At 52.1% G+C, this 22,081-nt stretch carries 42 protein-coding genes; 21 read left to right on the plus strand and 21 right to left on the minus strand.

Annotated features, from left to right (window positions below; all coding sequences use genetic code 11):
• Positions 1-86: 86 nt before the first annotated feature.
• Both yoeI and plaP read left to right on the plus strand, forming a co-directional pair.
• Positions 87-149, plus strand: coding sequence for a membrane protein YoeI (gene yoeI / locus HV157_RS23240; RefSeq protein WP_099458931.1), 63 nt, complete (start codon positions 87-89; stop codon positions 147-149).
• On the plus strand, positions 139-1,497 hold the full coding sequence (gene plaP, locus HV157_RS23245) for a putrescine/proton symporter PlaP (RefSeq protein ID WP_014170786.1): 1,359 nt from the start codon (positions 139-141) through the stop codon (positions 1,495-1,497). The genes yoeI and plaP overlap by 11 nt, the downstream gene beginning before the upstream one ends.
• A gap of 59 nt (positions 1,498-1,556) precedes the next feature.
• Here plaP and sbcB read toward each other — a convergent pair whose 3' ends face one another.
• On the minus strand, positions 1,557-2,981 hold the full coding sequence (gene sbcB, locus HV157_RS23250; protein ID WP_182268997.1) for an exodeoxyribonuclease I: 1,425 nt from the start codon (positions 2,979-2,981) through the stop codon (positions 1,557-1,559).
• A gap of 181 nt (positions 2,982-3,162) precedes the next feature.
• On the opposite strand from sbcB, the gene HV157_RS23255 reads away from it, so the two are divergent.
• Positions 3,163-4,341, plus strand: coding sequence for a site-specific integrase (locus HV157_RS23255; RefSeq protein WP_182268998.1), 1,179 nt, complete (start codon positions 3,163-3,165; stop codon positions 4,339-4,341).
• Here HV157_RS23255 and HV157_RS23260 read toward each other — a convergent pair.
• The 17 genes from HV157_RS23260 to HV157_RS23340 form a co-directional block, all read right to left on the minus strand.
• On the minus strand, positions 4,322-4,513 hold the full coding sequence (locus tag HV157_RS23260) for an AlpA family phage regulatory protein (protein WP_028018495.1): 192 nt from the start codon (positions 4,511-4,513) through the stop codon (positions 4,322-4,324). The two genes, HV157_RS23255 and HV157_RS23260, sit on opposite strands and share 20 nt — an antisense overlap.
• A 10-nt stretch (positions 4,514-4,523) precedes the next feature.
• Positions 4,524-4,724: a hypothetical protein gene (locus HV157_RS23265; RefSeq protein WP_182268999.1), complete on the minus strand. Its 201-nt coding sequence runs from the start codon at positions 4,722-4,724 to the stop codon at positions 4,524-4,526.
• Between the two features lie 191 nt (positions 4,725-4,915).
• Positions 4,916-5,101 (minus strand): hypothetical protein, encoded by a 186-nt coding sequence (locus HV157_RS23270; RefSeq protein ID WP_160863170.1) that lies wholly within the window; start codon positions 5,099-5,101, stop codon positions 4,916-4,918.
• The gene (locus tag HV157_RS23275) at positions 5,101-5,319 is read right to left on the minus strand and encodes a TraR/DksA family transcriptional regulator (protein ID WP_182268264.1); all 219 of its coding nucleotides are present in this window, start codon (positions 5,317-5,319) and stop codon (positions 5,101-5,103) included. The genes HV157_RS23270 and HV157_RS23275 overlap by 1 nt, the downstream gene beginning before the upstream one ends.
• Positions 5,320-5,321: 2 nt before the next feature.
• Entirely contained in the window at positions 5,322-5,591 is a 270-nt protein-coding gene (locus HV157_RS23280) for a hypothetical protein (protein WP_182268265.1), read from the minus strand.
• Between the two features lie 88 nt (positions 5,592-5,679).
• The gene (locus tag HV157_RS23285) at positions 5,680-5,871 is read right to left on the minus strand and encodes a DUF1382 family protein (RefSeq protein WP_096216705.1); all 192 of its coding nucleotides are present in this window, start codon (positions 5,869-5,871) and stop codon (positions 5,680-5,682) included.
• A complete protein-coding gene (locus HV157_RS23290) occupies positions 5,868-6,164 on the minus strand; it encodes a DUF4406 domain-containing protein (protein ID WP_047352291.1) in 297 nt (98 codons plus the stop codon). The genes HV157_RS23285 and HV157_RS23290 overlap by 4 nt, the downstream gene beginning before the upstream one ends.
• Entirely contained in the window at positions 6,164-6,379 is a 216-nt protein-coding gene (locus HV157_RS23295) for a hypothetical protein (protein ID WP_063137349.1), read from the minus strand. The genes HV157_RS23290 and HV157_RS23295 overlap by 1 nt, the downstream gene beginning before the upstream one ends.
• Positions 6,376-6,927: a phage N-6-adenine-methyltransferase gene (locus HV157_RS23300; protein ID WP_182269000.1), complete on the minus strand. Its 552-nt coding sequence runs from the start codon at positions 6,925-6,927 to the stop codon at positions 6,376-6,378. Before HV157_RS23300 ends, HV157_RS23295 begins: the two co-directional genes overlap by 4 nt.
• The gene (locus tag HV157_RS26460) at positions 6,924-7,403 is read right to left on the minus strand and encodes a hypothetical protein (protein WP_341767519.1); all 480 of its coding nucleotides are present in this window, start codon (positions 7,401-7,403) and stop codon (positions 6,924-6,926) included. Before HV157_RS26460 ends, HV157_RS23300 begins: the two co-directional genes overlap by 4 nt.
• Complete coding sequence (locus tag HV157_RS23315) at positions 7,400-7,972, minus strand: hypothetical protein (protein ID WP_182269001.1); 573 nt, start codon at positions 7,970-7,972, stop codon at positions 7,400-7,402. The genes HV157_RS26460 and HV157_RS23315 overlap by 4 nt, the downstream gene beginning before the upstream one ends.
• Complete coding sequence (locus HV157_RS23320) at positions 7,972-8,793, minus strand: PD-(D/E)XK nuclease-like domain-containing protein (RefSeq protein ID WP_182269002.1); 822 nt, start codon at positions 8,791-8,793, stop codon at positions 7,972-7,974. Before HV157_RS23320 ends, HV157_RS23315 begins: the two co-directional genes overlap by 1 nt.
• A gap of 13 nt (positions 8,794-8,806) precedes the next feature.
• Positions 8,807-9,091, minus strand: coding sequence for a host nuclease inhibitor GamL (gene gamL / locus HV157_RS23325; RefSeq protein ID WP_182269003.1), 285 nt, complete (start codon positions 9,089-9,091; stop codon positions 8,807-8,809).
• 8 nt (positions 9,092-9,099) lie between these two features.
• Positions 9,100-10,137 (minus strand): hypothetical protein, encoded by a 1,038-nt coding sequence (locus tag HV157_RS23330; protein WP_182269004.1) that lies wholly within the window; start codon positions 10,135-10,137, stop codon positions 9,100-9,102.
• Positions 10,138-10,220: 83 nt separating this feature from the next.
• Complete coding sequence (locus HV157_RS23335) at positions 10,221-10,424, minus strand: hypothetical protein (protein WP_047500187.1); 204 nt, start codon at positions 10,422-10,424, stop codon at positions 10,221-10,223.
• Positions 10,425-10,433: 9 nt separating this feature from the next.
• Complete coding sequence (locus HV157_RS26340) at positions 10,434-10,640, minus strand: phage encoded cell division inhibitor protein (protein WP_047500189.1); 207 nt, start codon at positions 10,638-10,640, stop codon at positions 10,434-10,436.
• A gap of 151 nt (positions 10,641-10,791) precedes the next feature.
• The gene (locus HV157_RS23340) at positions 10,792-11,031 is read right to left on the minus strand and encodes a hypothetical protein (RefSeq protein ID WP_225990819.1); all 240 of its coding nucleotides are present in this window, start codon (positions 11,029-11,031) and stop codon (positions 10,792-10,794) included.
• A 766-nt stretch (positions 11,032-11,797) separates the two neighbouring features.
• Here HV157_RS23340 and HV157_RS23345 point away from each other — a divergent pair.
• Positions 11,798-12,007 carry a hypothetical protein gene (locus tag HV157_RS23345; protein ID WP_023303584.1) on the plus strand — a complete coding sequence of 70 codons (210 nt, stop codon included), beginning with the start codon at positions 11,798-11,800 and terminating at the stop codon, positions 12,005-12,007.
• Here the strand turns inward: HV157_RS23345 and HV157_RS23350 are convergent.
• Positions 11,994-12,314: a hypothetical protein gene (locus HV157_RS23350; RefSeq protein WP_103142820.1), complete on the minus strand. Its 321-nt coding sequence runs from the start codon at positions 12,312-12,314 to the stop codon at positions 11,994-11,996. The genes HV157_RS23345 and HV157_RS23350 overlap by 14 nt on opposite strands.
• A 298-nt stretch (positions 12,315-12,612) precedes the next feature.
• Between HV157_RS23350 and HV157_RS23355 the strand changes: the two genes are divergently transcribed.
• Positions 12,613-12,810: a hypothetical protein gene (locus HV157_RS23355; RefSeq protein ID WP_048206836.1), complete on the plus strand. Its 198-nt coding sequence runs from the start codon at positions 12,613-12,615 to the stop codon at positions 12,808-12,810.
• 38 nt (positions 12,811-12,848) lie between these two features.
• On the opposite strand, the gene HV157_RS23360 is transcribed toward HV157_RS23355, so the two are convergent.
• Positions 12,849-13,256 carry a hypothetical protein gene (locus HV157_RS23360; RefSeq protein WP_045621983.1) on the minus strand — a complete coding sequence of 136 codons (408 nt, stop codon included), beginning with the start codon at positions 13,254-13,256 and terminating at the stop codon, positions 12,849-12,851.
• Between the two features lie 237 nt (positions 13,257-13,493).
• Positions 13,494-14,183, minus strand: a complete 690-nt coding sequence (locus HV157_RS23365) for a helix-turn-helix transcriptional regulator (protein ID WP_016042178.1) — start codon at positions 14,181-14,183, stop codon at positions 13,494-13,496.
• A gap of 110 nt (positions 14,184-14,293) precedes the next feature.
• On the opposite strand from HV157_RS23365, the gene HV157_RS23370 reads away from it, so the two are divergent.
• From HV157_RS23370 to HV157_RS23445, 16 genes are all read left to right on the plus strand, one after another.
• Positions 14,294-14,521 (plus strand): helix-turn-helix domain-containing protein, encoded by a 228-nt coding sequence (locus HV157_RS23370; RefSeq protein ID WP_016042179.1) that lies wholly within the window; start codon positions 14,294-14,296, stop codon positions 14,519-14,521.
• Between the two features lie 29 nt (positions 14,522-14,550).
• Positions 14,551-15,117 carry a toxin YdaT family protein gene (locus HV157_RS23375; protein WP_001514165.1) on the plus strand — a complete coding sequence of 189 codons (567 nt, stop codon included), beginning with the start codon at positions 14,551-14,553 and terminating at the stop codon, positions 15,115-15,117.
• A gap of 88 nt (positions 15,118-15,205) precedes the next feature.
• Entirely contained in the window at positions 15,206-15,373 is a 168-nt protein-coding gene (locus tag HV157_RS23380; RefSeq protein WP_013095956.1) for a hypothetical protein, read from the plus strand.
• Positions 15,360-16,445: a replication protein gene (locus HV157_RS23385; protein ID WP_182269005.1), complete on the plus strand. Its 1,086-nt coding sequence runs from the start codon at positions 15,360-15,362 to the stop codon at positions 16,443-16,445. The genes HV157_RS23380 and HV157_RS23385 overlap by 14 nt, the downstream gene beginning before the upstream one ends.
• Positions 16,442-17,815 (plus strand): replicative DNA helicase, encoded by a 1,374-nt coding sequence (locus HV157_RS23390; RefSeq protein WP_059596192.1) that lies wholly within the window; start codon positions 16,442-16,444, stop codon positions 17,813-17,815. Before HV157_RS23385 ends, HV157_RS23390 begins: the two co-directional genes overlap by 4 nt.
• 4 nt (positions 17,816-17,819) lie before the next feature.
• A complete protein-coding gene (locus HV157_RS23395) occupies positions 17,820-18,116 on the plus strand; it encodes a protein ren (protein WP_182269144.1) in 297 nt (98 codons plus the stop codon).
• Positions 18,113-18,607 (plus strand): hypothetical protein, encoded by a 495-nt coding sequence (locus tag HV157_RS23400; RefSeq protein ID WP_182269006.1) that lies wholly within the window; start codon positions 18,113-18,115, stop codon positions 18,605-18,607. The genes HV157_RS23395 and HV157_RS23400 overlap by 4 nt, the downstream gene beginning before the upstream one ends.
• Positions 18,604-18,789 carry a hypothetical protein gene (locus HV157_RS23405; protein WP_063927592.1) on the plus strand — a complete coding sequence of 62 codons (186 nt, stop codon included), beginning with the start codon at positions 18,604-18,606 and terminating at the stop codon, positions 18,787-18,789. The genes HV157_RS23400 and HV157_RS23405 overlap by 4 nt, the downstream gene beginning before the upstream one ends.
• On the plus strand, positions 18,786-19,253 hold the full coding sequence (locus HV157_RS26345; protein WP_249420774.1) for an ead/Ea22-like family protein: 468 nt from the start codon (positions 18,786-18,788) through the stop codon (positions 19,251-19,253). Before HV157_RS23405 ends, HV157_RS26345 begins: the two co-directional genes overlap by 4 nt.
• 2 nt (positions 19,254-19,255) lie before the next feature.
• Entirely contained in the window at positions 19,256-19,450 is a 195-nt protein-coding gene (locus HV157_RS23415; RefSeq protein WP_182268279.1) for a diguanylate phosphodiesterase, read from the plus strand.
• A gap of 3 nt (positions 19,451-19,453) precedes the next feature.
• On the plus strand, positions 19,454-20,047 hold the full coding sequence (locus HV157_RS23420) for a DUF551 domain-containing protein (protein ID WP_182269007.1): 594 nt from the start codon (positions 19,454-19,456) through the stop codon (positions 20,045-20,047).
• Complete coding sequence (locus tag HV157_RS23425; RefSeq protein ID WP_126680751.1) at positions 20,044-20,286, plus strand: hypothetical protein; 243 nt, start codon at positions 20,044-20,046, stop codon at positions 20,284-20,286. The genes HV157_RS23420 and HV157_RS23425 overlap by 4 nt, the downstream gene beginning before the upstream one ends.
• Before the next feature lie 253 nt (positions 20,287-20,539).
• A complete protein-coding gene (locus HV157_RS23430) occupies positions 20,540-20,995 on the plus strand; it encodes a YbcN family protein (protein ID WP_182269008.1) in 456 nt (151 codons plus the stop codon).
• Entirely contained in the window at positions 20,995-21,165 is a 171-nt protein-coding gene (locus tag HV157_RS23435) for a NinE family protein (protein ID WP_032612199.1), read from the plus strand. The genes HV157_RS23430 and HV157_RS23435 overlap by 1 nt, the downstream gene beginning before the upstream one ends.
• Complete coding sequence (locus tag HV157_RS23440) at positions 21,158-21,760, plus strand: recombination protein NinG (protein ID WP_182269009.1); 603 nt, start codon at positions 21,158-21,160, stop codon at positions 21,758-21,760. Before HV157_RS23435 ends, HV157_RS23440 begins: the two co-directional genes overlap by 8 nt.
• A complete protein-coding gene (locus tag HV157_RS23445; protein ID WP_182269010.1) occupies positions 21,757-21,984 on the plus strand; it encodes a hypothetical protein in 228 nt (75 codons plus the stop codon). Before HV157_RS23440 ends, HV157_RS23445 begins: the two co-directional genes overlap by 4 nt.
• Positions 21,985-22,081 lie beyond the last annotated feature (97 nt).

A 22,081-nucleotide genomic window follows, 5' to 3' on the forward strand; every position in this document is an offset into this window, starting at 1 on the left:
ACGAAACTAAAAACCAAGAGGCCGGGCTTCGTACCGGATAGATATTTACTAAAATCCGACAGTTGTTGTCGCTGAGGAATACAGAAATGGGGCAATTTTTCGCTTACGTGGCGGTTATCACCGTAAAGGAGAATAACTATGTCGCATAACGCAACTCCAAACACCTCTCGCGTGGAATTACGTAAAACCCTTACGTTAGTTCCGGTTGTTATGATGGGCCTTGCCTATATGCAACCAATGACGCTGTTCGATACATTCGGTATCGTATCAGGCCTCACAGACGGTCATGTGCCGACGGCTTACGCCTTCGCGCTGATTGCGATCCTCTTTACCGCGCTGAGCTACGGTAAACTGGTTCGTCGCTATCCGTCTGCCGGTTCTGCCTACACCTATGCCCAGAAATCCATCAGCCCGACCGTTGGCTTTATGGTGGGCTGGTCTTCGCTGCTCGACTATCTGTTCGCGCCGATGATCAACATTCTGCTGGCTAAAATTTATTTTGAAGCACTGGTGCCGTCGATCCCTTCGTGGATGTTCGTCGTGGCGCTGGTGGCCTTTATGACGGCGTTCAACCTGCGCAGCATCAAGTCCGTTGCGAACTTTAACTCCGTTATTGTTGTGCTTCAGGTCATCCTGATTGCCGTGATTCTGGGCATGGTTATCTTTGGTGTCTTCCACGGTGAAGGTGCAGGTACCCTGGCGAGCAGCAAGCCTTTCTGGTCTGGTGATGCGCATGTGATCCCGATGATTACCGGGGCAACCATTCTGTGCTTCTCCTTTACCGGTTTTGACGGCATCAGCAACCTGTCTGAAGAGACCAAGGACGCAGAGCGTGTTATCCCGCGTGCTATCTTCCTGACGGCGCTGATTGGTGGTCTGATCTTTATCTTTGCGACCTACTTCCTGCAGCTGTACTTCCCGGATATCTCTCGCTTTAAGGATCCGGATGCCTCTCAGCCAGAAATTATGCTCTACGTGGCGGGTAAAGCGTTCCAGGTTGGCGCGTTGATCTTCTCCACCATCACGGTACTGGCATCCGGCATGGCCGCGCACGCAGGCGTTGCACGTCTGATGTACGTAATGGGTCGTGACGGCGTATTCCCGAAAAGCTTCTTCGGCTACGTTCACCCAACCTGGCGTACGCCGGCGATGAACATCATCCTGGTCGGCGCTATTGCTCTGCTGGCGATTAACTTTGACCTGGTGATGGCAACTGCGCTGATTAACTTCGGTGCGCTGGTGGCGTTCACCTTTGTTAACCTGTCGGTTATTTCTCAGTTCTGGATCCGTGAAAAGCGTAATAAAACGCTGAAAGATCACTTCCAGTATCTGTTCCTGCCGATGTGTGGTGCGCTGACCGTGGGTGCGCTGTGGGTTAACCTGGAAGAGAGCTCCATGGTGCTTGGCCTGATTTGGGCGGGTATCGGCCTGGTTTACCTGGCGTGCGTCACGAAGAGCTTCCGTAACCCGGTTCCTCAGTACGAAGACGTTGCGTAAGAACTAAGTAAAAAAAAACCGGAGACCATCGCCTCCGGTTTTTTTTCGCCCAAAATCTGTCAGACGATTTCCTGTGCATACTGATACAGCGCTTTTAACAGCGCCTGCTTTTCAGCATTTCCTTCATACTGGCTATACAGCATCTCCAGCTCCTGCGCGTAGCTCTGCAGAAATTCCGGTGTAAACACATGACGACGATGCTGAAGCCAGCGCGCCTGTTCGGTTTCATCCAGCGTGCCAGGATAGTTGCGCGCGCGGTAATTAAACATCAGTTTTTCGATACGTGCGTCCGCGAAGGTAATATCCAGCGCGGGTAAGTTACGCGGTTCGGTTTGCAGAACAATATTCATTGCCGCACGGTCTGCGTCGCTGAAAAAGCCGTTGTACAATTGTGCATCGACGTTGTCTGACGGAATAAAGGGTTCGGCTTCGGCAAAGATCGCCACCGCTTTCTCACGCACCTGCGGGTTTTCACGCAGCACCTTGAGGTTATCCAGGCAACGCTGACGGTTAATCCCCAGCCTGTCGGCATCCTCTGCGCGCAGCGTATTGGCCTGGGCCAGGACCGGACATTTATTGATATGGACCAGTTTGACCGGCACCGCGGGCAGATCGCCAAGTTCATCTTTTGGGGTATAGAGCCGTTCGCGCAGCGTATCGCTGTCGAGATCGAGCAGCGGTGTAATATCACCGGCTAAATCCACCATAATCACGGCATTACGGTTATCCGGATGCCAGGCCAGCGGAGCGACCCAACTGGTATTGCCGCGCCAGGCGCCAAACATACCGGAGATATGTACCAGCGGTTTCATCTGCGGCACATCAATCAGCGTGGTGAGTTTGTGCTTGCTGCGGTGGCTCAGCAGATAGTCAAACAGCCGTGGCTGAGCGGTTTTCACCAGCTTTGCCATAGCAATGGTGGCATAGACATCGGCCATCGCATCGTGGGCATTACTGTGCTCAATACCGTTTGCGCGCGTCAGGTGTTCCAGTCTGAAACTCGGCAGCCCTTCATCATTCTCAGGCCAGTTGATGCCTTCCGGGCGCAGCGCATAGCAGGCACGCATAATGTCGAGCAAATCCCAGCGCGAGTTGCGGTTCTGCCAGCTCCAGGCATAAGGATCGTAGAAGTTGCGGTAGAAGATATTGCGCGTCACTTCGTCATCGAAACGGATGTTGTTGTAACCGACCACGCAGGTATTCGGGACGGTGAACAGGTCGTGAATGCGCCGGGCGAATGCGGCCTCGTTCACGCCTTTGTCCCGGGCTTCCTGTGGGGTGATCCCGGTGACCATTACTGCGCCGGGCTGGGGCAGGTAGTCATCGGCCGGCTTACAGTAAAAGACCTCAGGCTCGCCAATGATGTTGAATTCATCGTCGGTACGGATGGCCGCAAACTGTGCCGGTCTATCCAGCGCCGGGTGGGTGCCAAAGGTTTCGTAGTCGTGGAATAGGAAGGTAGGTTGTTTATCTGTGTCTGCCATTGTTTAATATTGTCCACAATAGTTAATTAACTGCCTGTTATCACTCGAAAAACAACCCTTTTCTCACCTGAGTTTGTCCACGAACGTTAAATATAGTTGTTTACTGTGTCTCGATGTCCATGTGATATTGCGTACCAGAAGTGTACCAAACCACTATTTCTGAGCGTACCAAATATTATTTATGGCTATCAGCGACACAAAACTGCGTACCATTCATGGTAAACCATATTCGGGCCCACAAGAAGTGGCTGATGCTGATGGCCTCAGCGTGCGCATTTCTCCAAAGGGGGTCATCCAATTCCAGTACCGGTATCGCTGGCATGGTAAACCTCATCGTCTTGGCATTGGCCGCTACCCGTCGGTATCTCTAAAGGATGCCAGGCAGATCACGTCTGATTTACGAAACCTTTATTTCTCCGGCACAGATCCGCGCTCCTACTTTGAGGAGAAGACGCAAAACTCTCTGACGCTCGCTCAGTGCCTCGATTACTGGTTCGATAATTACGTCTCTACAACACTCAGGGAAAAGACCCAGGCACTATACCGCTCAACGGTTATGAAGCGGATGCATGACGCTTTCCCGAATCGACCAGCATCCTCCATCACTGTGAAGCAGTGGGTGGATCTCCTCACCGAAGAGGAAAGGGATAATCCGCGCCGCGCGCGTCAGGTGCTCAGTCAGTTAAGATCGGCAATAAGTTGGTGCATGCGGCGTCAGGTGATAGATAGCTGCGCAATAATGAGCATCCAGCCCAGAGACTTTGGCTCCCGTGCTGCTGTGGGCGACCGCGTTCTGTCGTATAACGAGCTGGCTCAGATTTGGATGGCTATTGAAAGAAGCCGGGCGTCTACCTCAAACAAGCTTCTTCACCAGATGCTGATGCTATGGGGGGCGAGGCTCTCAGAGCTAAGGCTGGCAACCAAGACAGAATTTGACCTGCTGGACAACGTCTGGACCGTTCCGAAAGAGCACAGCAAGATGGGCAATGTCATCCGCCGCCCCATCTTCGAACAGATTATGCCTTTCCTCGAAAAGGCCATGACAACTTACAATGATGTGCTTTTCCCCGGGGAGGACATAAACGAACCGATCAGCATTGCGGCCGCCAACCGGTTCGTAAATCGAATAAGGGGAGGAATGGACCTTGGATACTGGCGAACCCACGACTTCAGGAGGACGCTGGTAACAAGGCTGTCTGAAATGGATGTCGAGCCCCATGTTACTGAGAGGATGCTCGGGCATGAACTTGGCGGGGTAATGGCCGTGTACAATAAACACGACTGGATAGAGGCTCAGCGCAAAGCGTATGAGCTTCACGCTGATAAGCTGTTCTGGCACATCAGGAACATTTCTGGTTAACGCCGCCATTGAGGATCCATCCATCAACAGCTTCCCGCAGGTACGCTTTCGGGTGGGTCCTGACTGGCTTGGGAAACCCGTGCCGGTTGGTGTAGTTCCAGATGGTCTGGCGTGATGAAACGCCAAGCTTGTTCATCACTTCTTTTTCTGGAATCAGGCTGGTATCGGTCATTGTGATCTCCTTACGCCATTTCTTTATACAGGCGTGGCCCATCGATTGTGGCCGCGCGTAATTCGTTTTCCGGATGCACTGAATAATCTCTGTCATCCCACCGCACCCAATACTGCGGATGGTCGCTGTCCGGATCCTGCAGGCTATCCACCACGCCATGGATTCCGCCGGTCTTCTTCTGGACTATTTCGCCCACATTAAAAGCAGCCATTGCACACCTTCCGGTTCGTGAAGAAATGAGATGAGAGCGCCTAGCGCCATAAGTGCGGCGATGAGCCAGTTCATGGGGTTTGATTGCATGGTAAACTCCCAAAAAGAATGCCCTCATAGTGGAGGGCAAAAGGGATAACGGAGCAGTGCTTTCGCACCCAAAAGCCAGCTCATAACTGGCTATCAGTTGCGTCATAACCGGCTGAGGCTTTTTTCCAGCCATTCAGGGTCGGGCACCATCTCATCACATACTTCTGGCTCTTCGAGAGCATCACGAAAAGCTGCTGCAACAATCTTCCCGCCCATAAATTCCATGCCAGCACTAACCGGCGGCTCTTTGCCGTCCTCATATTCAAAGACGAACGTCATTTTCCCCATCACATCCTCCCCGTCTTCATTCTTAATTCTTCATCCTGCTGGCACGACGCGCAGCGCTGGCAGCCCGGCACCTTCATTCGGCGCAGGTCTGGAATATCCTCGCCACAATCGGAGCAATGCGTTGCTGATACTGCGTTGTGGTCGATGAGATGAGCGGAAAGTGCAGCGTTACGCTGAAGCTCTTCAATCTCTGCTGCTGTGTCGATGATGTCGGCCATGGTCACTCCTTACCGAGGGCTTTGTTGATGGCCGAGCGGGCTTTGTTGATTACTCCGTACCATTCCGGGTATGTAACGTTTCGACCTTCTGCCATTGCTTTTTCGGTTAGCTGCAACGCTTCCAGCAATTCCGGTGCGGCGGCCATGAGCGCGCCGTTATCGTCTTCGGAGCCATTAATCAGTAACTCAGCGAGAAGGCCACCATCACCGCGTATTGTTCCGGTCTCTTTGCTGTATAACCAATTACCTTTAGTGCCTTTAAAATCTTCCATATTCACTCCGCGAACTGTCGGTTAATTCGGTTGAAGGTGAACGCAAGCAATAAAAAAGGAGCCTTAAGCTCCCGGGTGATTAGTGCATTCATGCTGCACCGCCATCATTCTTCTCGGCTTCGACTGCCATCTGCTCAAGCCGTCGAGATAGCTCGGCGGCCAGCGTCTGGAATTCTTCCTCGGTCGCCACCGGGATCGGCACAAAACGAATCCCGATGTGCGCCAGGTGGTTGGCTATTTCGAGGCTCTTCCTCAAATCAACGGGCGAGGCTCTGTTCATGCGGCACGCTCCTCTTCCTGGAAGATAATTTCCATTTCAAGCTTCTCGGCCAGCGCATTCTCCGCTCGGGCACCAGCGGAGTGCTCCCAGCCTTCAAGCATGTAGATAGCATCAGCACAGCGAAGCATAGACAGACAGATGTCCATGTACTCGGCCTGGGTTAATCCATCTGGTAGACGGGCGGGATTCAGAACAATATGGCCTTTCGACCAGAGATGAAAATGCGCATGGTTAAAAGCGGCACGGTTAAAATTAGGTAGGCCGCTCATTGGCCCAGCGATGTATATTTTCACTATTCAACTCCGAAGCGGCGATTAAGCCGCCCTGTGTATACGACGAACTCCAGGAGGCTAACTCCCAGAGCTTCTATTTTCTTGTGATGCTTGTTGATGATGGGAGGCACCGTTTCGTTCCAGTTTGGCTTTGGCTTCTTGCGCATGGCCTGCTGGATTTCCTCGGTGCATCGGCGGCAGGCGGCGCGGATAGCGTTGTCTGTTTCTGGCGTCATGCGGCCTCCCGACGGGCGAGAAGTTTCGCTCCGAAAGCCATAAGCTCGTCCCGGTCCACAGTTGCGAAGTGGCAGTGTGTACGCGGGTACGGTCGCCAGATGATGAGCATTGAGCCTTTGTTATTTCCCGAGACCGGCTTACCGGTGATCGGGTTGATAAATGCCAGTCGCCCGGCGGTAATGAAGCGAACCTCGCTGGCGGTCTGGATTGCCTCCTTAAACCAGCCAACCGAAGTGTCTGCCGGAACCAGCATGACGGTGCCGATCTGATTCTTGCTCTCCGCTGCAGCCTTCTTCACAAACGGCGTGATGTCGCTATAAGGTGGGTTCAACCAGCAGTAACCGGGAATAGTGAGGTAATCACCCCACGGCGTCTCAAGCGTGTTCTGCTCGGCGGCGATGAACTTGCGGCATAGCGTGTTGTGCGGCGCTGCGGCGGCGTCCAGTTGAAAGCAGAACTCAGCATCCAGCGCGGTGAACAGTGCCGGTGGTGTGCGCCACAAATCACGCTGATCTGCTGGCGTGTTACTTCCGGTGTAATCGGTCATGCCGCCTCCCACTTAGTCACCGCCTCGGGGTTATGTTTGTCCCACCCGTTGCGCTCCAGATTCACCTGCAGGCGCTTATCGCCCACCTCTTTGATGCTGCGACCGGTGAGGGCTGCAACCTCTTCGTTGTTGTGGCGCCACAGGAGCGCCAATTCCTCTTTCGTCCATTCACGCATAGACTTTCCTCCTGACGCTCGGGCCAGTGAATTCAGTTTCCATCGCACAGAGGGCACGGTTCGGCCTGTTGCCAGGGCTATCTCTTCCGGGGTGAATCGACCGAGTAGGAATAGCTCTGCCTGCGTCCATTCGCGACCGCGCGGCCTTACCATCAATGGCACTTTCAACAGGTGAGCCATGCTGATGATGGCCTTCTCGGTGCGTTCCAGCTTCTCGGCGATGACCGGGATCGGCATCGTGCTGCCGACCTCATACAAGAACAGCTTTTCCCACGACTCCCACAGGGCGTATTTCATCATTCACCCGCCAGTTCCTTTTTGCGTGACCCATAAACCTCAGTGAGTTTTTTATCGTGGTCAGGGAATGCTGCCAGTGCCGCCTTTGCCCGTCCGTAGGTGGTTTCCAGTGAAGCTAAATCAGCGGTGATCGCGTTTTCACTAAACCAGGTGAGGATTGTCTGCGGGTCGGTGATTTTTTTGGTCGCTTCTAGCTTTCTGACGCGATGCTCCTGCCGTTTACCGCGAGATACCGACAGCATCATTGAGAAGTCAGCCTCAACGTCACTCATTGCAGAAATCTTGATGCCGCCCACTGCAACGCCGCCGTATCTGACTGATGGGTCACCAACGAGTGTGAGGGAGCGACCAACCCACGAATGGCCATCAACGCCCCAGCCACCAATTAACACGCGACGCATCGATTTAGATGGCTTGTATGGGCGGCCGTCGAAGCCTTCTAGGTCAATAAAAACGGGTTGCTCAGAGTTACCGGCCCGGACAGATTTGATGGCTGCCGTAATGTTCAGGCTCTGAACATCTTCAAAGTTGAGCTGGTCTGATTTGGGGATAATTGTGCGTGAGAGATCCATCAGAGAATTACCTCGTCGTCGTATTCTTCATCCAGCAGATAGGCTGGAACGTTAATTTCGTTGGATGGCAGGACGATCCCTTCATATTTCAGGCCTTCGTCTTCCTGACATTCTTTGATTTTCCAGAGTGCTGAGAGCATCTGCTGGCGACCGAGCTCTAACGACTCCTCGCCGATGTAGTACATGCAGTTGCGATATGGCGCGGTGTTCTCGATGGCAAAGAATGCAAATTGGTTGCGTTCGATTCCGGTTGCCAGCTTGAGAACGTAGAGGTAGAAGGCGGCCTGAATGTGATAACGGTACTGGCCGAACGCGTTACTGAATCCGCGCTCTGTTGCGTCACGGCAGCTCTTAACGTCCAGCGGATATGGGGCATTATCTGACAGGCGGTCAAATCGGCATTTCAGCGCAAGACCCGTCTCTGGGCATGCGGCGAACATGGATAACTCAGATGCGCCAGGCGCTGCCAGATAATCCATGAAGTCGTCATTCATCCGTGATGATTCGAGCATGCGGGTTACAGTCTCTACTTCACTGCCGACCAAGATGTATTCCGGGTTGGTGCTTGCTGCTGCCGCCTTGTATTCCTTTGACGCTCTCGATGTCACGTCGGCCATCAGCAGGTAGTCTTGCCTGAACAATTCAGGCTCGAGCAGGGCAGAGTGAATGGCGCTGCCGAGGTGGGCAGACTTGCTGCCCTTGAATGGGTTGAAATAGAGATTGGCCGGGCTGTCGCTGACTGCCTTAACCGATGTTGATCCAATGGCCGGGTCGGCGTGGTAGTCCGCATTGGACATGCCGCGATAAATTCCTGCTTTCATGATTTATATCCTGCTAGAACGGGCAGCCGGTTCGGTATTCCCAGTCATGCTCTGCCTGGGCATAAGCCACCGCCGACACAAAGTCGTTATAGGCCTCAGTCGCCTTATCGTGGCGCAGGCCTTCATATGGGCTGGAGTCGATGGGAACTGAGAAGAGAAGCAAGCCGGTGGGGCTTGTTGGTAGCAGGGCGATAATCTCCTTTGCCCGGTCGTCGACCCACTTCTCCTTCTCGTCGGCGAGTTGCTGATCAACCCAGCGACGATCCTCTATGTGGTCGTAAGCGCGATACGCTGCCATGGTTCACCTCAGTAGTTAATTTCGACGCGGGGGATCAGGTCGTCTTTCAGCACGGTAAGCACTTCAATCGCCTGCTCGCGGGTGATGCTGGTATGTGCGGTCAGCGCGTTGACGATGGCGGTGCCGACTGTCTTGCGGTGGTTCACGTCAGCCTGCCGCGCTTCCAGTTCATCGGCGATGCGCTTCTCTTCTGCCAGGCGGGCCGCTTCCCTCTGGTCAGCCTCACGCTTAATGCGGGCTGCTTCTTCCTGTGCCTTGCGCTGCTCGGCGGCAATCGCTTCCTGCTTCTCGCGTTCTGCCCGCTCAAATGCTGCCTTCTTATCTGCTTCTGCCTTCTGCTCGGCGTCGATACGGTCACGTTCCGCCTGCTCTGCTTGTGACTTCAAAACATATTCACGGTGCGCCGCTTCAAGTCGGTCCTGCTCGGCTTTCACTTCCACTGCCCGGCGCGCGGCGTTCTCTGCCAGGCGGGTTAATTCCGCTTCGTACTCGATGCGTTTTCGCTCCTTCTCAGCTGCTTCTTCTGCCGCTGCCCGGTCGAAAGCGTCATTCATCAGCAGGGCCATTTCGTGGTCGGTTTCGATCTGCTTTTTGAGCGCCTCAGTCTTTGCCACGTCGAAAGCGGCGTTCATGCTGTCTGCTTCGTCGCGCATCAGGGAGTAAGCCTCTGCCGCGAGTCGGGCCTCTTCTTCCTGCTTGAGGCGTTCCTGTTCGGCTTCCCAGTCATCACGCGGTTTCAGGATGGCGTCACGGATAACGTCACACTCACGGGTAAAGCGGCGAAGTTCTTCCTCCGCAGGCTTAACCGCTTCCTTAAGGTGTTTAAGGTAAGCGCGGCCCGGATCCTCAATTGCCTTTTTGCTTGAGCCAACGGCGCGGGCCAGACTGCCTATGCGGTCGCGGCCTTTTTTGGTGGTTACGTCGGGCACTTCCTGTGATAACTGGCGGATCTGGTCGAGATAAGCATCAAGGCCGCCCGCTACGTAAAGCACTGGCGCCTGTTCCGGCTTTATTTCGATGACAGTTAAGTCCGTTACTTCACTCATGGTCTCTCCTGAAATTTGGTTGTGCGCTTCCCGTCTGCGATAGCTGGACGAGTAGGGGAATGGGGGATGTATTTGAAGCGGTATTAAATTTCGCGGATTAACTCGAAATCACCGCAAGAAGAATCGCTAACAACTGGGGCGCGGACTAATACAGCATCCATATCACCCCAATCTCTGCGTAATTGCTTATTTGATGGCAACTGTCTACCCAAAGCCTCAAACACTACAGCGCTGTCGAAATCGAATTTTGCACGACCATCCATAACGAAATATTCAAACTCTTGCATAACTACCCCTCAATGACTCAATCCACCACCAAGCCCACTGAGATAAACCTCAACGAGCAACTCTTTCGTATAAGTGCGCTCACATCCGCGATGGAGGTACAACTTCCCGCGCTTATGTGCTGATGCTGTCCATGTCGCATCTTTGTGCTTAACCAGCATTCCTGGCTGAACAGCACCACGGTTAACTTCCTGCGTTCCGTAATGATGTAGGCTCATGATTTACCCTCCACCTGCTGCAATAAACCGGCTAAATCCATCTACCAGCGGTTCATTGTGATTTTCTCGCGAGGTTTATCGACTGATGAGAGTTGCCACTCGTTGGCGTTGAGTTTTGATACGCGGTACTGCTTGCCGTTGTGAGTGATCGTCATGATGCCTCCCGAGCTTTGAGCATTGCGTCGGCCATTAAATATGCGTCAGCCGCAACTCCGTCTCTCCATCCATCCTGAAATCCTTCAACTTCCGCATGATTGATATATTGCGCGAAACACAAACCAACGGCCTTAGCTGCGAAGTAGTCACGCAGATTTGCCTCTTCCACGAACGGGATTGCCTTCTGCTTTCCGTTTTGCTCTGTAGTTTCGTTGCTGATCGTTGTATTTTTCACGGTTAGATTTTCTCCAGTTATTGATGGCTTCATCGCTGCATTTTTTGCAGTGCGACTTTGTTTTCAGCTCGCCAGATCTGCCGGCATCCACATAAAATTCAGATCGGCTTTTAGATGTTTTGCAGCAGGGGCAATATTTGTGGTCGGAGGGGATATCTCTGAAGCTATCTCCCTGCATGTAAGCGTGTCGGGTATTGCATGACCGGCACACTATTCCAAACGAACCATCCCTGTAGTGCTGAAGAGATGCCACTGAAGACATCCCATCCTCTGACAGCCAATTCATTAGCCTTCCGCAATCCGGGCAAATTAATCTTTCGTCGCACAGTCCATGCAAAACCTCATGTGAAGGAACTGCGAGACCTCTCCGCTTAGCTAAAACCCTCATCTGCCCGAACCGATAATGCTTGGCGCATAGAAATTGGTGACCTTGCTTTCTAACCGCCCCATCATTGCATTGAGATTTGCCACACCTTTTCGGTAAGCCATCAACAATTGAGCTAACCATAATCATCTCCGCGCTTAAGCCGCGCCGCTGAACGTTAAACAAGACTTCTGCGCTAATGGGCGGTGGATGGCCGCCGGTTGTCATAACTTGAGTCACTCGTAAATAACTCCAGGTATGAAAAAGGCCGCCTACCTGGCAGCCTCAACTTGAATGAGTGCCGGGATGTTTAGCCACGCCCGGCGCGTGATTTCCTTCACTTTCCACAGTCAAAGGAATGCCGTAGACTGGATATTCCACAGTCAATAAAAGGATTTCTTTATGTCCATGAATGTATTTGCAGGAAAGAGAACTGAGGAATCAGTGGCATATGATTTAGCGCTGGCGCTTGCAGTAAAAGACCCATCCGCCAACACGCCAGAAGCTTTAATTGAGCGCATTGCTGATTTGCTTCCTGCCTGTCGTGAAGCAGCAAAGGAAAAGTACAAAGCAGAAGCACCTACGCCTTTTGGGATCGCTATAAAACGATAACTGATGCCAGGGCAGTCTCCAGTGCTGCCTTTATCAAATTCTGCCGATACCTACGGTCATCTGATGCCCCTTTAACCGCTTCTTCAGCAGCAGCATAAGCTGCGTCAGCTGCTAAAATTACGCCATTGTTGCTTTTAAACATCGCTACTTCATCGTTTTTTATATCCATCACCATCACCTCAAATAAGTGGAGTAGATTTGCCGTCAGCCCCTCGCAAAGAGCTGCTGGTAAAGCTTCCCCGATGTTCGGGAACTGAGCAGCAAACCATTCCGGTGCGGAGTCCTCTTCGTGTGCTATACCCGCCACGCGTTACACACCTGCCTCAATCCCATTGGGCGCCATTTCAATTTGCCAGGAGCGCTCCGGGTGATTTGCTGCTTGACTGAATTCTTAATGAGCAGGCGACTTGGTGTCCGCCGCTGGCTAACTTCGCTCAGCTGTCGATGTTTCGTTTCGATGGGTTAAAGATAACCTTAGTTATGAGTGATGGCAATAACCTAATTTATAATATCAATCACATAAGTTATAAATTAATGATAACTAAATGAATTTATTTTTGTAAATCATGAGTGCTATGCTTAAAAAAACAGCAGGAGGGATGTGCATGGTTCTGGATGAAGAGCGTATAAGCATGAAAATTCAGGCGATGGGGCGGGCGGTGATGGAATTGTCACTGGCAGATTTACCTATGACCCAGCAAAACATCATCGACAAGCTGGAACGGTACCGGAAGGAAACGGGAAACGTGATAGGTAAGGGTGTGAACAGGGATGCAGCTGAGATAGTGCGGAAGGGTAAATAAAAACCCGGCGCGGTGGCCGGACTGCTGTGACTATAAAATTATTTCCTTTCAATGAGAGGCATGAGTTCTTTTAAGAATGCCAATGCCTCATTAAAATCTACAATGTCATAGTCTCCATATTCATCAGTCGTTATGCTGGAATTAAGGGATTTTTGATACTTGTCGCACAAGGTGCGGATCGTTTTTCTATCCCTTTCATATGCAACGTCTGCCAGGGTGTCAAATTCTTGTTGTGATATTTCTAAATACTCACCAGATGGATAGATGTTTTGCTCCATATGCCTCTGGTGTTCACGCAACTTATGGCGAATATTATCCGCAACTGCGTTAAATTCCTTACGGCGCTCACCTAAAATTGCGTATCTGTAACTTATGAATCCGCTTGCAGGAATTGCAATAAATGATACTGTTGTTGCTATAATTGAAAGAACCCTGTCAATCGTCATGAGGTTTCCATATGGAGAGCGTAAGCACATTAACTTGGATTGCTCTCGGTTTGTCCTGCACAAATCTTGCCGTGATACTCATCCAACTTTGGTTTTTGAGGCGGATTTAGCGCCAAATTTTCATCACCAAACCGTCTTTTCAGGCCACCATAAGCACGATCGCAACAACCGAGAGCAAAGTAACCACGCCTACTATCAGATATTCTCTTATCACCCAAACACCTCATCAGGCCACTGCTACAGTTTGTTGTAAGCTATCGATTCATGGATCAGCGCCTTTCCCATGATGTAGAGCTGGTCCTGATTCTCTTCTGTTACATACCAGTCTTTGTAAGCCGGGTTATCTGAAAGCACGGCTAACTGCAGGCCCTGCATCTGCAGGCGCTTGACATGGAAGTGCTGCCCGAAGACAAATGCGTATACTCCGTCAACCTTGAAGTTCCTCACCGAAACGTCAAAGAACAGGCGATCTCCCGACTGAATCGTTGGGCACATGCTGTCACCGTCTACGGTCATCACCTTCACATCATTTTGAGTGCGGTTCCCGAAAAGAGATCTGGCATGCTCAGTTGTGAACTCAATAGCATGCAGGACCTCAACAAATTCAGAAATCATAAAAGACCCCGGACCAGCGCTTACTTTCAGGTCTAAAACATCAACCCGAAAGACATCAATTGTTTCCGAGACTGGTTGGGCCGCCGATGGCACATTACCATCAATCCGCATTTCCCCCACTCCAGAACTAAGCCATTCCGGCCTTACACCCAGAGCATGAGCTAGCTCGACCATCTTACGGCTGCCGCTCGTTTTACCTGACGTCATCTTTTGAATTGCAGGCTGGGATATACCGACTTTATCAGCCAACTGTCCTTGAGATATGTCAGCGGCCGACATAGCCGCGTTCAGTCGTTCTGCAAATGTTTTCATCTTATCAATATATAACCGAGGTTATGTAGAGTAAAATAACAAAGGTTATGGACAATACCCATAACTTGGGTTATCTTTTCATTAATCCAGTAATCGGATAGGTAAAATCCATGAACAAAGTTATTCAACGAGCTTTAGAAATCGTTGGCAGCCAGAAGCGACTCGCAGATATTTGCGGCGTTAGCCAGCCAGCGGTTCACAAGTGGCTTAACGGTGGTTCCGTATCTCCGGAAAAAGTAACAGCCATCGTAAACGCTACTGGTGGCGAGATTAAGGCACACGAAATTCGACCTGATCTTCCCGACCTGTTTCCACACCCAGAGAACCATGCCGCTTAACGGCGGCCCTAACCACGAAAGGGAAAGCAATGCATTCACTTGCGTATCAACAGAGTACCGGACTTGAACAACGTCCGTTGATTTCGATTTATCAAAGTGTTCCGCGTAATAACCGTAAGCTAACTCGAATACGGGAGGCAGTTAAGGCCTGGCAAAAAGCTACGCCGGGCCAGTCTCAGGTTCACATTTCTCAGCTGGTTGCGAAAGAGTGGCTGGCGCGCGGCGGGAAGGGGTTGTTACTGGCAGGTTCTGAACACAACACGAAGCAGAACTTCTTCCGGATGATTAACGATCCGGGCCCGAAGAACGACAAGGGGTTGATGCTACTGATCCCCGTCATTATCGACGTGATGGCGCGGGATAACGAGAAAGTGGCGAGAGAGTTCGGTCTGGTCGCAAAGACTGAGGCCGAACTGATAGCCGAGGCCATGAAAGAGTGCACTGAAGCGCATCAGGCGAAGTTACTTGGTCAGCCGATACAACGCCTTGAGAAAGAGGTGAGAGAAGCTGCTGAAGCACTGCTGCGCTTCCTGCCAACTGAATCAATCGCTGCGGTGGTGACAAGTCTGGCCGCTATGGCGCCGGGAGTTATGTGATGGGTACTACCAAAAAAGCGAAAGCCCTTGAAGCGGTCACTTCAAAGGCCCTTATCACACTGTGTTACGCCAAGTAACGGGAGTAAGTATGTCAAAAACTCGCAAAAAGTACCAGGAAAAAGAGGAACGTCGCCATCCAGATTCACCAGATGGCCTGGTTGTCGCCGCCTCAAAAAACAGGGCGTTCGCTGAGCGCTTCGTTGGCATGGCAAGACTGGCACTGATTCAGGCAGGGGTGAAGCATGGGCGTCGTTAAGCATTTAGCAGACTACAGGCCGCCGCTGGAGGTCGTGGAGCATCGTGTGGCGCAACTGGAAGATGGGTTCACTCGCGTTGCGAATGAGCTTCTTGATGCCGTTATGGCTTCAGGTTTGAGCGAAACTGAGATGTGCATTGTGCTGGCAGTCTGGCGCAAGACATACGGCTTCAATAAAAAAATGGATTGGGTCAGCAACGAGCAATTGGAGCAGATGGTTGGTAAGCACCACACGCATTGCTCTACTGCAAAAAATATGCTGATCAGCAAGAAGGTATTCATTCAGGAAGGCCGCAAAGTTGGCATGAATACCAATGTTTCCGACTGGAAAACGAAGGTTAACGGATTCTGCAAAACATTAGCTAAACCTGCTAAGAAAACATTAGCGGAAGTTGCTAACAGAACTAAGCAGAAGGTGCTAACCACAAAAGACAATAATCAAAATACAGAAAGACAAGATCCCCCTAAATCCCCCAAGGGGGAAAACTCACTCGCTCAGGAAGTGATGGATTACTTCAACGAACTAACCGGTAGTCGTTGTGCTGCGCTGGCACCTTTTGAGAAAGCTCTCTCCACAGTGAAGAGCAAAGACCAGTGCTACACCGCTGAAGAGCTGAAGCTGGTTATCCGCTGGGCCCATGTGAACTGGGGGCACAGCTTCAAGCCAGAGAACCTGTGCCGTATGACCCGCTTTGATGGATACCTGTCAGACGCCCTGGTATGGGCAGATGGTCATGGAAGCAACCCGGCAGCCTGTCCGCACGAAGAGATCATCAAACTCTGGAATGAAAAATTCCCTTCGAAGGCCGTTTCACTGCATGAGTGGAACCGCCGCCGTCCGGCCTATCGAGACCTGGAAGCTGTGTGGAACGGCAAAACCACCCAGGGCAACTGGCGAGAACTGAAGCACATGGGAATGGCCTTCGAGCTGATTAGCAAGTCTTCCCTGTTCGGCACCAGAGGCGATCAGCCATGGCTGACTCTCGACTGGATACTGAATCCGAAGAACTGGGGATCTGTCTACGAGCAGGCCATCAACGAGCACCGTGAGCGCAAGGGAGTCAAAGCATGAGCCGTTTTATTGATTTATACGTTGAGCAGGCCGTCATTGGCGGAATAATGCTTGCAGCAGGTCGCGCAGATGGCGCCGACATGGCTACCGATGCGATTGAGGGTCTGACTGAGGACCACTTCACAGCAACGCCCCATAAAGTGGCTCTGCGGTCATATAAGCGACTCAACGAATCCGGTTCGAAGATAGACCTGCTTACGCTGACCAGCGATCTTGAGCAGCTCGGAGTGCTTGAGAGCGCTGGTGGTTTCGCTTACCTGGCTGAATGCAGCAAAAACACTCCGTCTTTCGCAAACCTGGCGGCCTACTGCGAAAAGCTTCGTGAAATGTACCTTGGTCGCCGCATGACCCTGGCGTTACAGGTTGGGATCCAGAAGCTGTCCGAACCAACTACCGAGGGTATCGCAGACATCATCGGCAACATTCAGGCCGACATCTCTGGAATTGAGCACAGCGCTGACTACGGAACTGAACACATCACCACTGGCATCGATATGTCGCTGGAAACAATCCAGGCGATCATCAATGGCGACATCTGGAAATACAAAACAGAGCTGGGTATGTCGACTATCGATAGCGCTTTCGGAGGATTCAACAATACGGATTTTATCGTCGTTGGCGGACGCCCTGGCATGGGGAAAACCATGTTTAGCACCACAGTGACAGAAACCGTAGGCCTGAAAAACAAAAAGCCGGTGCTGTTCTTCAGTCTCGAAATGCCAGTGGAACAAATCTCTGAGCGAGTCGCTTTCCACCGGGCGCGGGTAAGCAAAGAAGATCTGCTGAGCAAAGTTAGCGGGAAAATGGACGAGGCATGGGGGAAGGTTAGTCACTGCATGAAGGAGTTCATCGACTCTCCAATCTACATCAATGACAAGCCATCCCTGAGCGTTCACCAGGTGCGTGCTGAAGCGCGCAGAATGAGCAAGAAGCTGGGCGGCCTGGGCGTGGTCATCGTCGATTATCTTCAGAAAATGCGGATGTCAGACCCGGATAACATGAACCGCAGTGTAGGGGAGATCGCCACTGGCCTGAAGAACCTGGCGAAAGAATTGCGTTGCCCGGTCATCGCTCTGGCCCAGCTGAACCGAAACCTTGAACAGCGCGCTAATAAGCGTCCCGTTGCCGCAGACCTGCGAGAGTCTGGCGTCATTGAGCAGGAAGCAGATGTGATCTTCATGGTTTACCGGGATGAGAAGTACAACGAAAACACCGAACTGAAAGGCATCACCGAAATCATCTGTGTGAAGTCCCGCCATGCGCCGGGGGCAGAAAAGACCTACCACTTCAGCAGCCGCTACTCCGGCCTGGACCCGGTAGATTTCACCTACAGCGGCCAGATGCAACAGGAGGCTGACTATGAGTGCTAAGACGATGAAAGGCAAACAGGAAATTCTGCGTTATCTCGAAACGCACCGGACCTTCACCGCGAAGGATGTGGCCACAGAGTGCGGCATGACTATCAACTGCATCACGAAGAACGCTATCGACCTGGAGCGGGCCCGCAAGATTGTCCGGGTGAGCAAGGTCTGGCGAACGGTGACTTATCGCCTGGCGACGCCAGAAGAACAGGATGGCACCGCGCGCAGCTGCACCAACGGAATATTTCAGGAGTGCCGCAACAGTCCGGCGATGAAGCGAATTTTAAGCGTATATGGGGTGAGAGCATGAAACCGAGTTATGAAGAGTTAGAGCAGAAGCTCATCGAGTCAGAGCGCTACGGCCGCCAGACTGATATCACAATTGATAATCTGGAGATGCAACTTAAGACAGAGCGAGAAGCGAAGTTGGCGTTGGCTGCGGAGAATGCGGGGCTGAAGGGTGCGTTTGATAAGCCTCAAGCATATCTATCCTGGCACGCTATTCCACCAACCTGGGAAGACCCGCTCCCATGCGGTGAATATCTTGATGTTCATGACGAGGCAGGACACAAAAACTCCGATGGAACTGATTGCTGGCCGGTATATGCCAAGCCAGAAATCGAAACCCCAGCCACCGACGCTTTCCTGGCTGAAGTGCGGGCCGCCGCAGTAGATGAAGTTTGCCTGAAAATTAGCAATGCAATTGTTAATTGCTATCAGGACGAACAGGTCGGCCTTGATGCAGCGGAAACTATTTGCGGTGACTTCGCCGCCCAGCTTCGCAAAGGAGTGCAGTCATGAAAAACCGTAAAGCAAAAATCATCATTCTTCGCGCCCTGAAAAACTGCTACCCGCGCCAGTGGCTGAACGTAAGCAATCGTCGCATGGTTCTCTTCTCGCTTGGTGGTGTTAGTCGTGAAGGGCATCAATTCAAAAATAGCGCAGCACAGAATCGCTGGAAGAATCATGTGAGGTTCCTATGAGCAACATCGACAAACGCGCATTACGTGAAATCGCTGAGGCAGCAGTTGGTGCACATGAGCGCCTTAGTGTTATGCCGCCTGACGATATTTTCGACATCTCACTCGCAGAAGGAACTCAGCTTGATGCAGATATCACTGCCTTGAACGCGTTGAACTCCGCAGCAAACCCCACTACCGTGCTGGCGCTGCTGGATGAACTGGAAGCCGGAGAGAAGCGGATTGCTGAGCAACGCGAGTATTACGAGAGCGTCATCGCTGACGGTAGTATGCGCATCGCCTCGCTTGATGCCAGAACGCTCACCGTGAAGCTGCCGCAGCGCGCAACAGCAGGTAAATACGTTGACGAGGAATTTAATAATAGTGACCTCGCAGCCATCTACAACTCATGCCGCCTTGAATGTGAGGTGAAGTTTAAAGATGCCTGCGCCGCCGCTGGCATCAAATTGCAGATAGAGGGGGAGTGAGTATGAGAATGGGCGATCACATGCAAGAAGTCGTGGACCTTGTCAACGAGCTAACAGGCTGCGATACAGGCGCATCACTCAAGTTGCTGGCTTTGGTAGTCGGTGAATACATGATTAACGCAGATGCCACGGAGATGAGCGTTAATGCTGGCGTGATGAGTATCAATGTGGAAATTATCGTGCAGGCAGAGGACTAACCCATGACATTCACCAAAGAACAATTACAGCACATCATTGAAACCGATCACGTCCAGTGTGGTGATGCATCTGCATTGGCACGCATGGCGCTTGCGGGGATGGAAGCGGAGCCTGTGGCGTGGGCGCACAGATTAATCAACAAGCGTAACGGAGTCGTTCACCCTTGGGTTTACGGTAGCGCAGAGGCATGTCCAAGCGAGGGGGATATCTTCAATATTGAGGTAATGCCACTTTACACAGCCCCTCCAGCGCCGGTATCTGTGCCCGCTGCGATGGAAATGGATGATGACTTTGATAGCGCGTTTGAACACGGAAAAGCTGTCGGCTGGAACGCCTATCGCGCAGCCATGCTTCAGTCGTTCGGTAATTCCGAACAACTCAACTCTCCGGTGATTCCTGATGGTTGGGTGGCTTGCAGTGAGCAGATGCCTGAAGAGAATGCAGAACAAGAGGTTCTCGCATGCTTCAAGGGTGGTGACATATCAACTCTGTATTATTTCGAAGGCCGATGGGATGACGCATATGGAATCGTGCCGATTCGACAGGACGTTACCCACTGGATGCCGCTGCCATCAGCACCGCAGCAGGAGGCATGATGTACGACAATTACACCATCAACCGCTGCGACGCCATGGAGTGGCTTGCAGGGCATTACCCAACCTTCCCGGACAGGATGCCAGATGTGCCGCTTAAGGCCGACTGGTGTAGCGCCAGCCTATTCAGAGGGTGGAGTTTCGTTATCTTGCTCGATGGTTCACTGGTCTTTGCTGACTGCCTGTCACCTCCCATCCGGGCAGAAGACATGGCTGGCTTCAAACTGCCTGAGTTGACATAGCTACCATACAAGCGATATGGGAATCCCCATATCGAGAGCCATGGCCTCTTCGGAGGCCTTTTTCTCGCATTGATAATTCAGAATCAACCAGCCATAATATCAGTGCCGTCGGAGTTGAACGCCCGACGGTAAGACTTCTGCGCATTTGATGGGGACATTAAATGCGACCACAATCTGAACTCCTCACCTTGTCACAGATGCAGAAATGCACCTGCGATTTTCTGCATTCTGCGGTTTCCGTTAAGGAGGCCGTATGACTCTGCCAGTAGACGGTATCAAACTCCATCGTGGCAACTTCGCGGCCATCGGCCAGCAGATTCAGCCGTTGCTGGATGCCGGGCAATGTTTCCGCCTGCAAGTCAAACCGTGGCGCGAGAAGCGCAGCCTGTCTCAAAACGCACTCTTTCATCTTTGGATGGGAGAAATCAGCGGATACCTCATCAAATCCGGGCGTACCGACGCAACGCCGGAATGGGTTAAGCGCAACCTCAAAAAGACGTACCTCGGATGCGAAGAAGTCACCTATACCGACTTCATTACCGGTGCGAAAGAAACCTCATGGGAGCCTCGACACACCTCCCTCCTCGACACTGGAGAGATGCATATCTTCATGTGCAAGGTCGAAGCCTGGTGCGCCCAGTTCGGCCTGGCGCTGACTATCCCGAACGGTTGCGAATATCAGCAGCTGCGCGATAAGCAGGAGGCGTAATGGCTAGCCCTCTCGCTCGCATCATCACCAACGAAATCTACCGGGTCCGGACTCGCCGCAAGCGCAAGCCGGAACTCAAGCCATCTGAAATCCCAACCCTCAAGGGCTACACCGCCCGTCTCGTCGATCAGAAATGGCTGCGCCTGGCAGCAAGGAGAAATCATGCGTAAACCAGCCCGGCGTAAGTGTAAGGTCTGTAATGAATGGTTCCAGCCGGCGTACAGCAATGTCGTCTGGTGCTGCCCGGCTCACGGCGCTATCTACGCGCTAGATCTGCGTGCCAAAGAGAAGGTTAAGGCTGAGGCGAAGCGCATCAGGGAGAAGCATCAGGCCGAGAAAGAGAGTAGGGATCGCCAGGCTAAAAAACGCCTCGAGGTTAAGCCGCTAAGTTACTTCGCAAAGCAGGCGCAGCAAGCGTTCAATGAGTTTATCCGGTACCGGGATCGGCATCAGCCATGCATCAGCTGCGATCGTTATCATTACGGCCAGTATCATGCCGGCCATTTCCGCACGACTGGAGCTAACCCAGAGCTTCGCTTCAATGAAGACAACTGTCATCGCCAGTGCGCCCCCTGTAATAACCACCTTTCAGGCAACCTGATCGCCTATCAGCCAGCACTTATCGCCAAGATAGGCCAATCCCGCTTTGATGCCCTGATGGGGCCGCACGAATTACCGAAATGGAAGCGCGACGACTACATCCGGATCCGAGATGAGTACCGCGCAAAACTCAAAGAACTGAAACAGCAGGAGATCGCAGCATGAATAAAATCCATTACCCATGTGAAACAGCAGCGATCTTTCAGGACGTGCTGTTCGTCATGCGAGTTAACCATTACTCAGAGCTTCTTTGCGCAGCTGACAGAGCCGCAGAGTTCTATCTCAACTACTTCCCGTACGCGACGCTCGAAAACATCCGTGACGGCATCCTGTATAGCTTTGGCGGCCTGTATCTGAACGACTACGAGCTGATCAGGGAGGCGGCATGAGCTTTGAATTGATATTCAACCTCGCAATCTGGATGGGACTTTTATTTGGTTGGCTGCCCTATATGCACTTGAAGCACCTAAAGAGGATGAGGGCTTA

Origin of the sequence: Enterobacter sp. RHBSTW-00318 (assembly GCF_014101375.1) — a bacterium.
Taxonomy (GTDB): Bacteria; Pseudomonadota; Gammaproteobacteria; order Enterobacterales; family Enterobacteriaceae; genus Enterobacter; species Enterobacter ludwigii.

Bases quoted from the DNA above. Each gene is read 5' to 3' on its own strand.
- plaP (WP_014170786.1), top strand. From the start codon at position 139: ATGTCGCATAACGCAACTCCAAACACCTCTCGCGTGGAATTACGTAAA.
- sbcB (WP_182268997.1), bottom strand. From the start codon at position 2,981: ATGGCAGACACAGATAAACAACCTACCTTCCTATTCCACGACTACGAA.
- HV157_RS23255 (WP_182268998.1), top strand. From the start codon at position 3,163: ATGGCTATCAGCGACACAAAACTGCGTACCATTCATGGTAAACCATAT.
- HV157_RS23260 (WP_028018495.1), bottom strand. From the start codon at position 4,513: ATGACCGATACCAGCCTGATTCCAGAAAAAGAAGTGATGAACAAGCTT.
- HV157_RS23265 (WP_182268999.1), bottom strand. From the start codon at position 4,724: ATGGCTGCTTTTAATGTGGGCGAAATAGTCCAGAAGAAGACCGGCGGA.
- HV157_RS23270 (WP_160863170.1), bottom strand. From the start codon at position 5,101: ATGGGGAAAATGACGTTCGTCTTTGAATATGAGGACGGCAAAGAGCCG.
- HV157_RS23275 (WP_182268264.1), bottom strand. From the start codon at position 5,319: ATGGCCGACATCATCGACACAGCAGCAGAGATTGAAGAGCTTCAGCGT.
- HV157_RS23280 (WP_182268265.1), bottom strand. From the start codon at position 5,591: ATGGAAGATTTTAAAGGCACTAAAGGTAATTGGTTATACAGCAAAGAG.
- HV157_RS23285 (WP_096216705.1), bottom strand. From the start codon at position 5,871: ATGAACAGAGCCTCGCCCGTTGATTTGAGGAAGAGCCTCGAAATAGCC.
- HV157_RS23295 (WP_063137349.1), bottom strand. From the start codon at position 6,379: ATGACGCCAGAAACAGACAACGCTATCCGCGCCGCCTGCCGCCGATGC.
- HV157_RS23300 (WP_182269000.1), bottom strand. From the start codon at position 6,927: ATGACCGATTACACCGGAAGTAACACGCCAGCAGATCAGCGTGATTTG.
- HV157_RS26460 (WP_341767519.1), bottom strand. From the start codon at position 7,403: ATGATGAAATACGCCCTGTGGGAGTCGTGGGAAAAGCTGTTCTTGTAT.
- HV157_RS23315 (WP_182269001.1), bottom strand. From the start codon at position 7,972: ATGGATCTCTCACGCACAATTATCCCCAAATCAGACCAGCTCAACTTT.
- HV157_RS23320 (WP_182269002.1), bottom strand. From the start codon at position 8,793: ATGAAAGCAGGAATTTATCGCGGCATGTCCAATGCGGACTACCACGCC.
- gamL (WP_182269003.1), bottom strand. From the start codon at position 9,091: ATGGCAGCGTATCGCGCTTACGACCACATAGAGGATCGTCGCTGGGTT.
- HV157_RS23330 (WP_182269004.1), bottom strand. From the start codon at position 10,137: ATGAGTGAAGTAACGGACTTAACTGTCATCGAAATAAAGCCGGAACAG.
- HV157_RS23335 (WP_047500187.1), bottom strand. From the start codon at position 10,424: ATGCAAGAGTTTGAATATTTCGTTATGGATGGTCGTGCAAAATTCGAT.
- HV157_RS26340 (WP_047500189.1), bottom strand. From the start codon at position 10,640: ATGAGCCTACATCATTACGGAACGCAGGAAGTTAACCGTGGTGCTGTT.
- HV157_RS23345 (WP_023303584.1), top strand. From the start codon at position 11,798: ATGTCCATGAATGTATTTGCAGGAAAGAGAACTGAGGAATCAGTGGCA.
- HV157_RS23355 (WP_048206836.1), top strand. From the start codon at position 12,613: ATGGTTCTGGATGAAGAGCGTATAAGCATGAAAATTCAGGCGATGGGG.
- HV157_RS23360 (WP_045621983.1), bottom strand. From the start codon at position 13,256: ATGACGATTGACAGGGTTCTTTCAATTATAGCAACAACAGTATCATTT.
- HV157_RS23365 (WP_016042178.1), bottom strand. From the start codon at position 14,183: ATGAAAACATTTGCAGAACGACTGAACGCGGCTATGTCGGCCGCTGAC.
- HV157_RS23370 (WP_016042179.1), top strand. From the start codon at position 14,294: ATGAACAAAGTTATTCAACGAGCTTTAGAAATCGTTGGCAGCCAGAAG.
- HV157_RS23375 (WP_001514165.1), top strand. From the start codon at position 14,551: ATGCATTCACTTGCGTATCAACAGAGTACCGGACTTGAACAACGTCCG.
- HV157_RS23380 (WP_013095956.1), top strand. From the start codon at position 15,206: ATGTCAAAAACTCGCAAAAAGTACCAGGAAAAAGAGGAACGTCGCCAT.
- HV157_RS23385 (WP_182269005.1), top strand. From the start codon at position 15,360: ATGGGCGTCGTTAAGCATTTAGCAGACTACAGGCCGCCGCTGGAGGTC.
- HV157_RS23390 (WP_059596192.1), top strand. From the start codon at position 16,442: ATGAGCCGTTTTATTGATTTATACGTTGAGCAGGCCGTCATTGGCGGA.
- HV157_RS23395 (WP_182269144.1), top strand. From the start codon at position 17,820: ATGAAAGGCAAACAGGAAATTCTGCGTTATCTCGAAACGCACCGGACC.
- HV157_RS23400 (WP_182269006.1), top strand. From the start codon at position 18,113: ATGAAACCGAGTTATGAAGAGTTAGAGCAGAAGCTCATCGAGTCAGAG.
- HV157_RS23405 (WP_063927592.1), top strand. From the start codon at position 18,604: ATGAAAAACCGTAAAGCAAAAATCATCATTCTTCGCGCCCTGAAAAAC.
- HV157_RS26345 (WP_249420774.1), top strand. From the start codon at position 18,786: ATGAGCAACATCGACAAACGCGCATTACGTGAAATCGCTGAGGCAGCA.
- HV157_RS23415 (WP_182268279.1), top strand. From the start codon at position 19,256: ATGAGAATGGGCGATCACATGCAAGAAGTCGTGGACCTTGTCAACGAG.
- HV157_RS23420 (WP_182269007.1), top strand. From the start codon at position 19,454: ATGACATTCACCAAAGAACAATTACAGCACATCATTGAAACCGATCAC.
- HV157_RS23425 (WP_126680751.1), top strand. From the start codon at position 20,044: ATGATGTACGACAATTACACCATCAACCGCTGCGACGCCATGGAGTGG.
- HV157_RS23430 (WP_182269008.1), top strand. From the start codon at position 20,540: ATGACTCTGCCAGTAGACGGTATCAAACTCCATCGTGGCAACTTCGCG.
- HV157_RS23435 (WP_032612199.1), top strand. From the start codon at position 20,995: ATGGCTAGCCCTCTCGCTCGCATCATCACCAACGAAATCTACCGGGTC.
- HV157_RS23440 (WP_182269009.1), top strand. From the start codon at position 21,158: ATGCGTAAACCAGCCCGGCGTAAGTGTAAGGTCTGTAATGAATGGTTC.
- HV157_RS23445 (WP_182269010.1), top strand. From the start codon at position 21,757: ATGAATAAAATCCATTACCCATGTGAAACAGCAGCGATCTTTCAGGAC.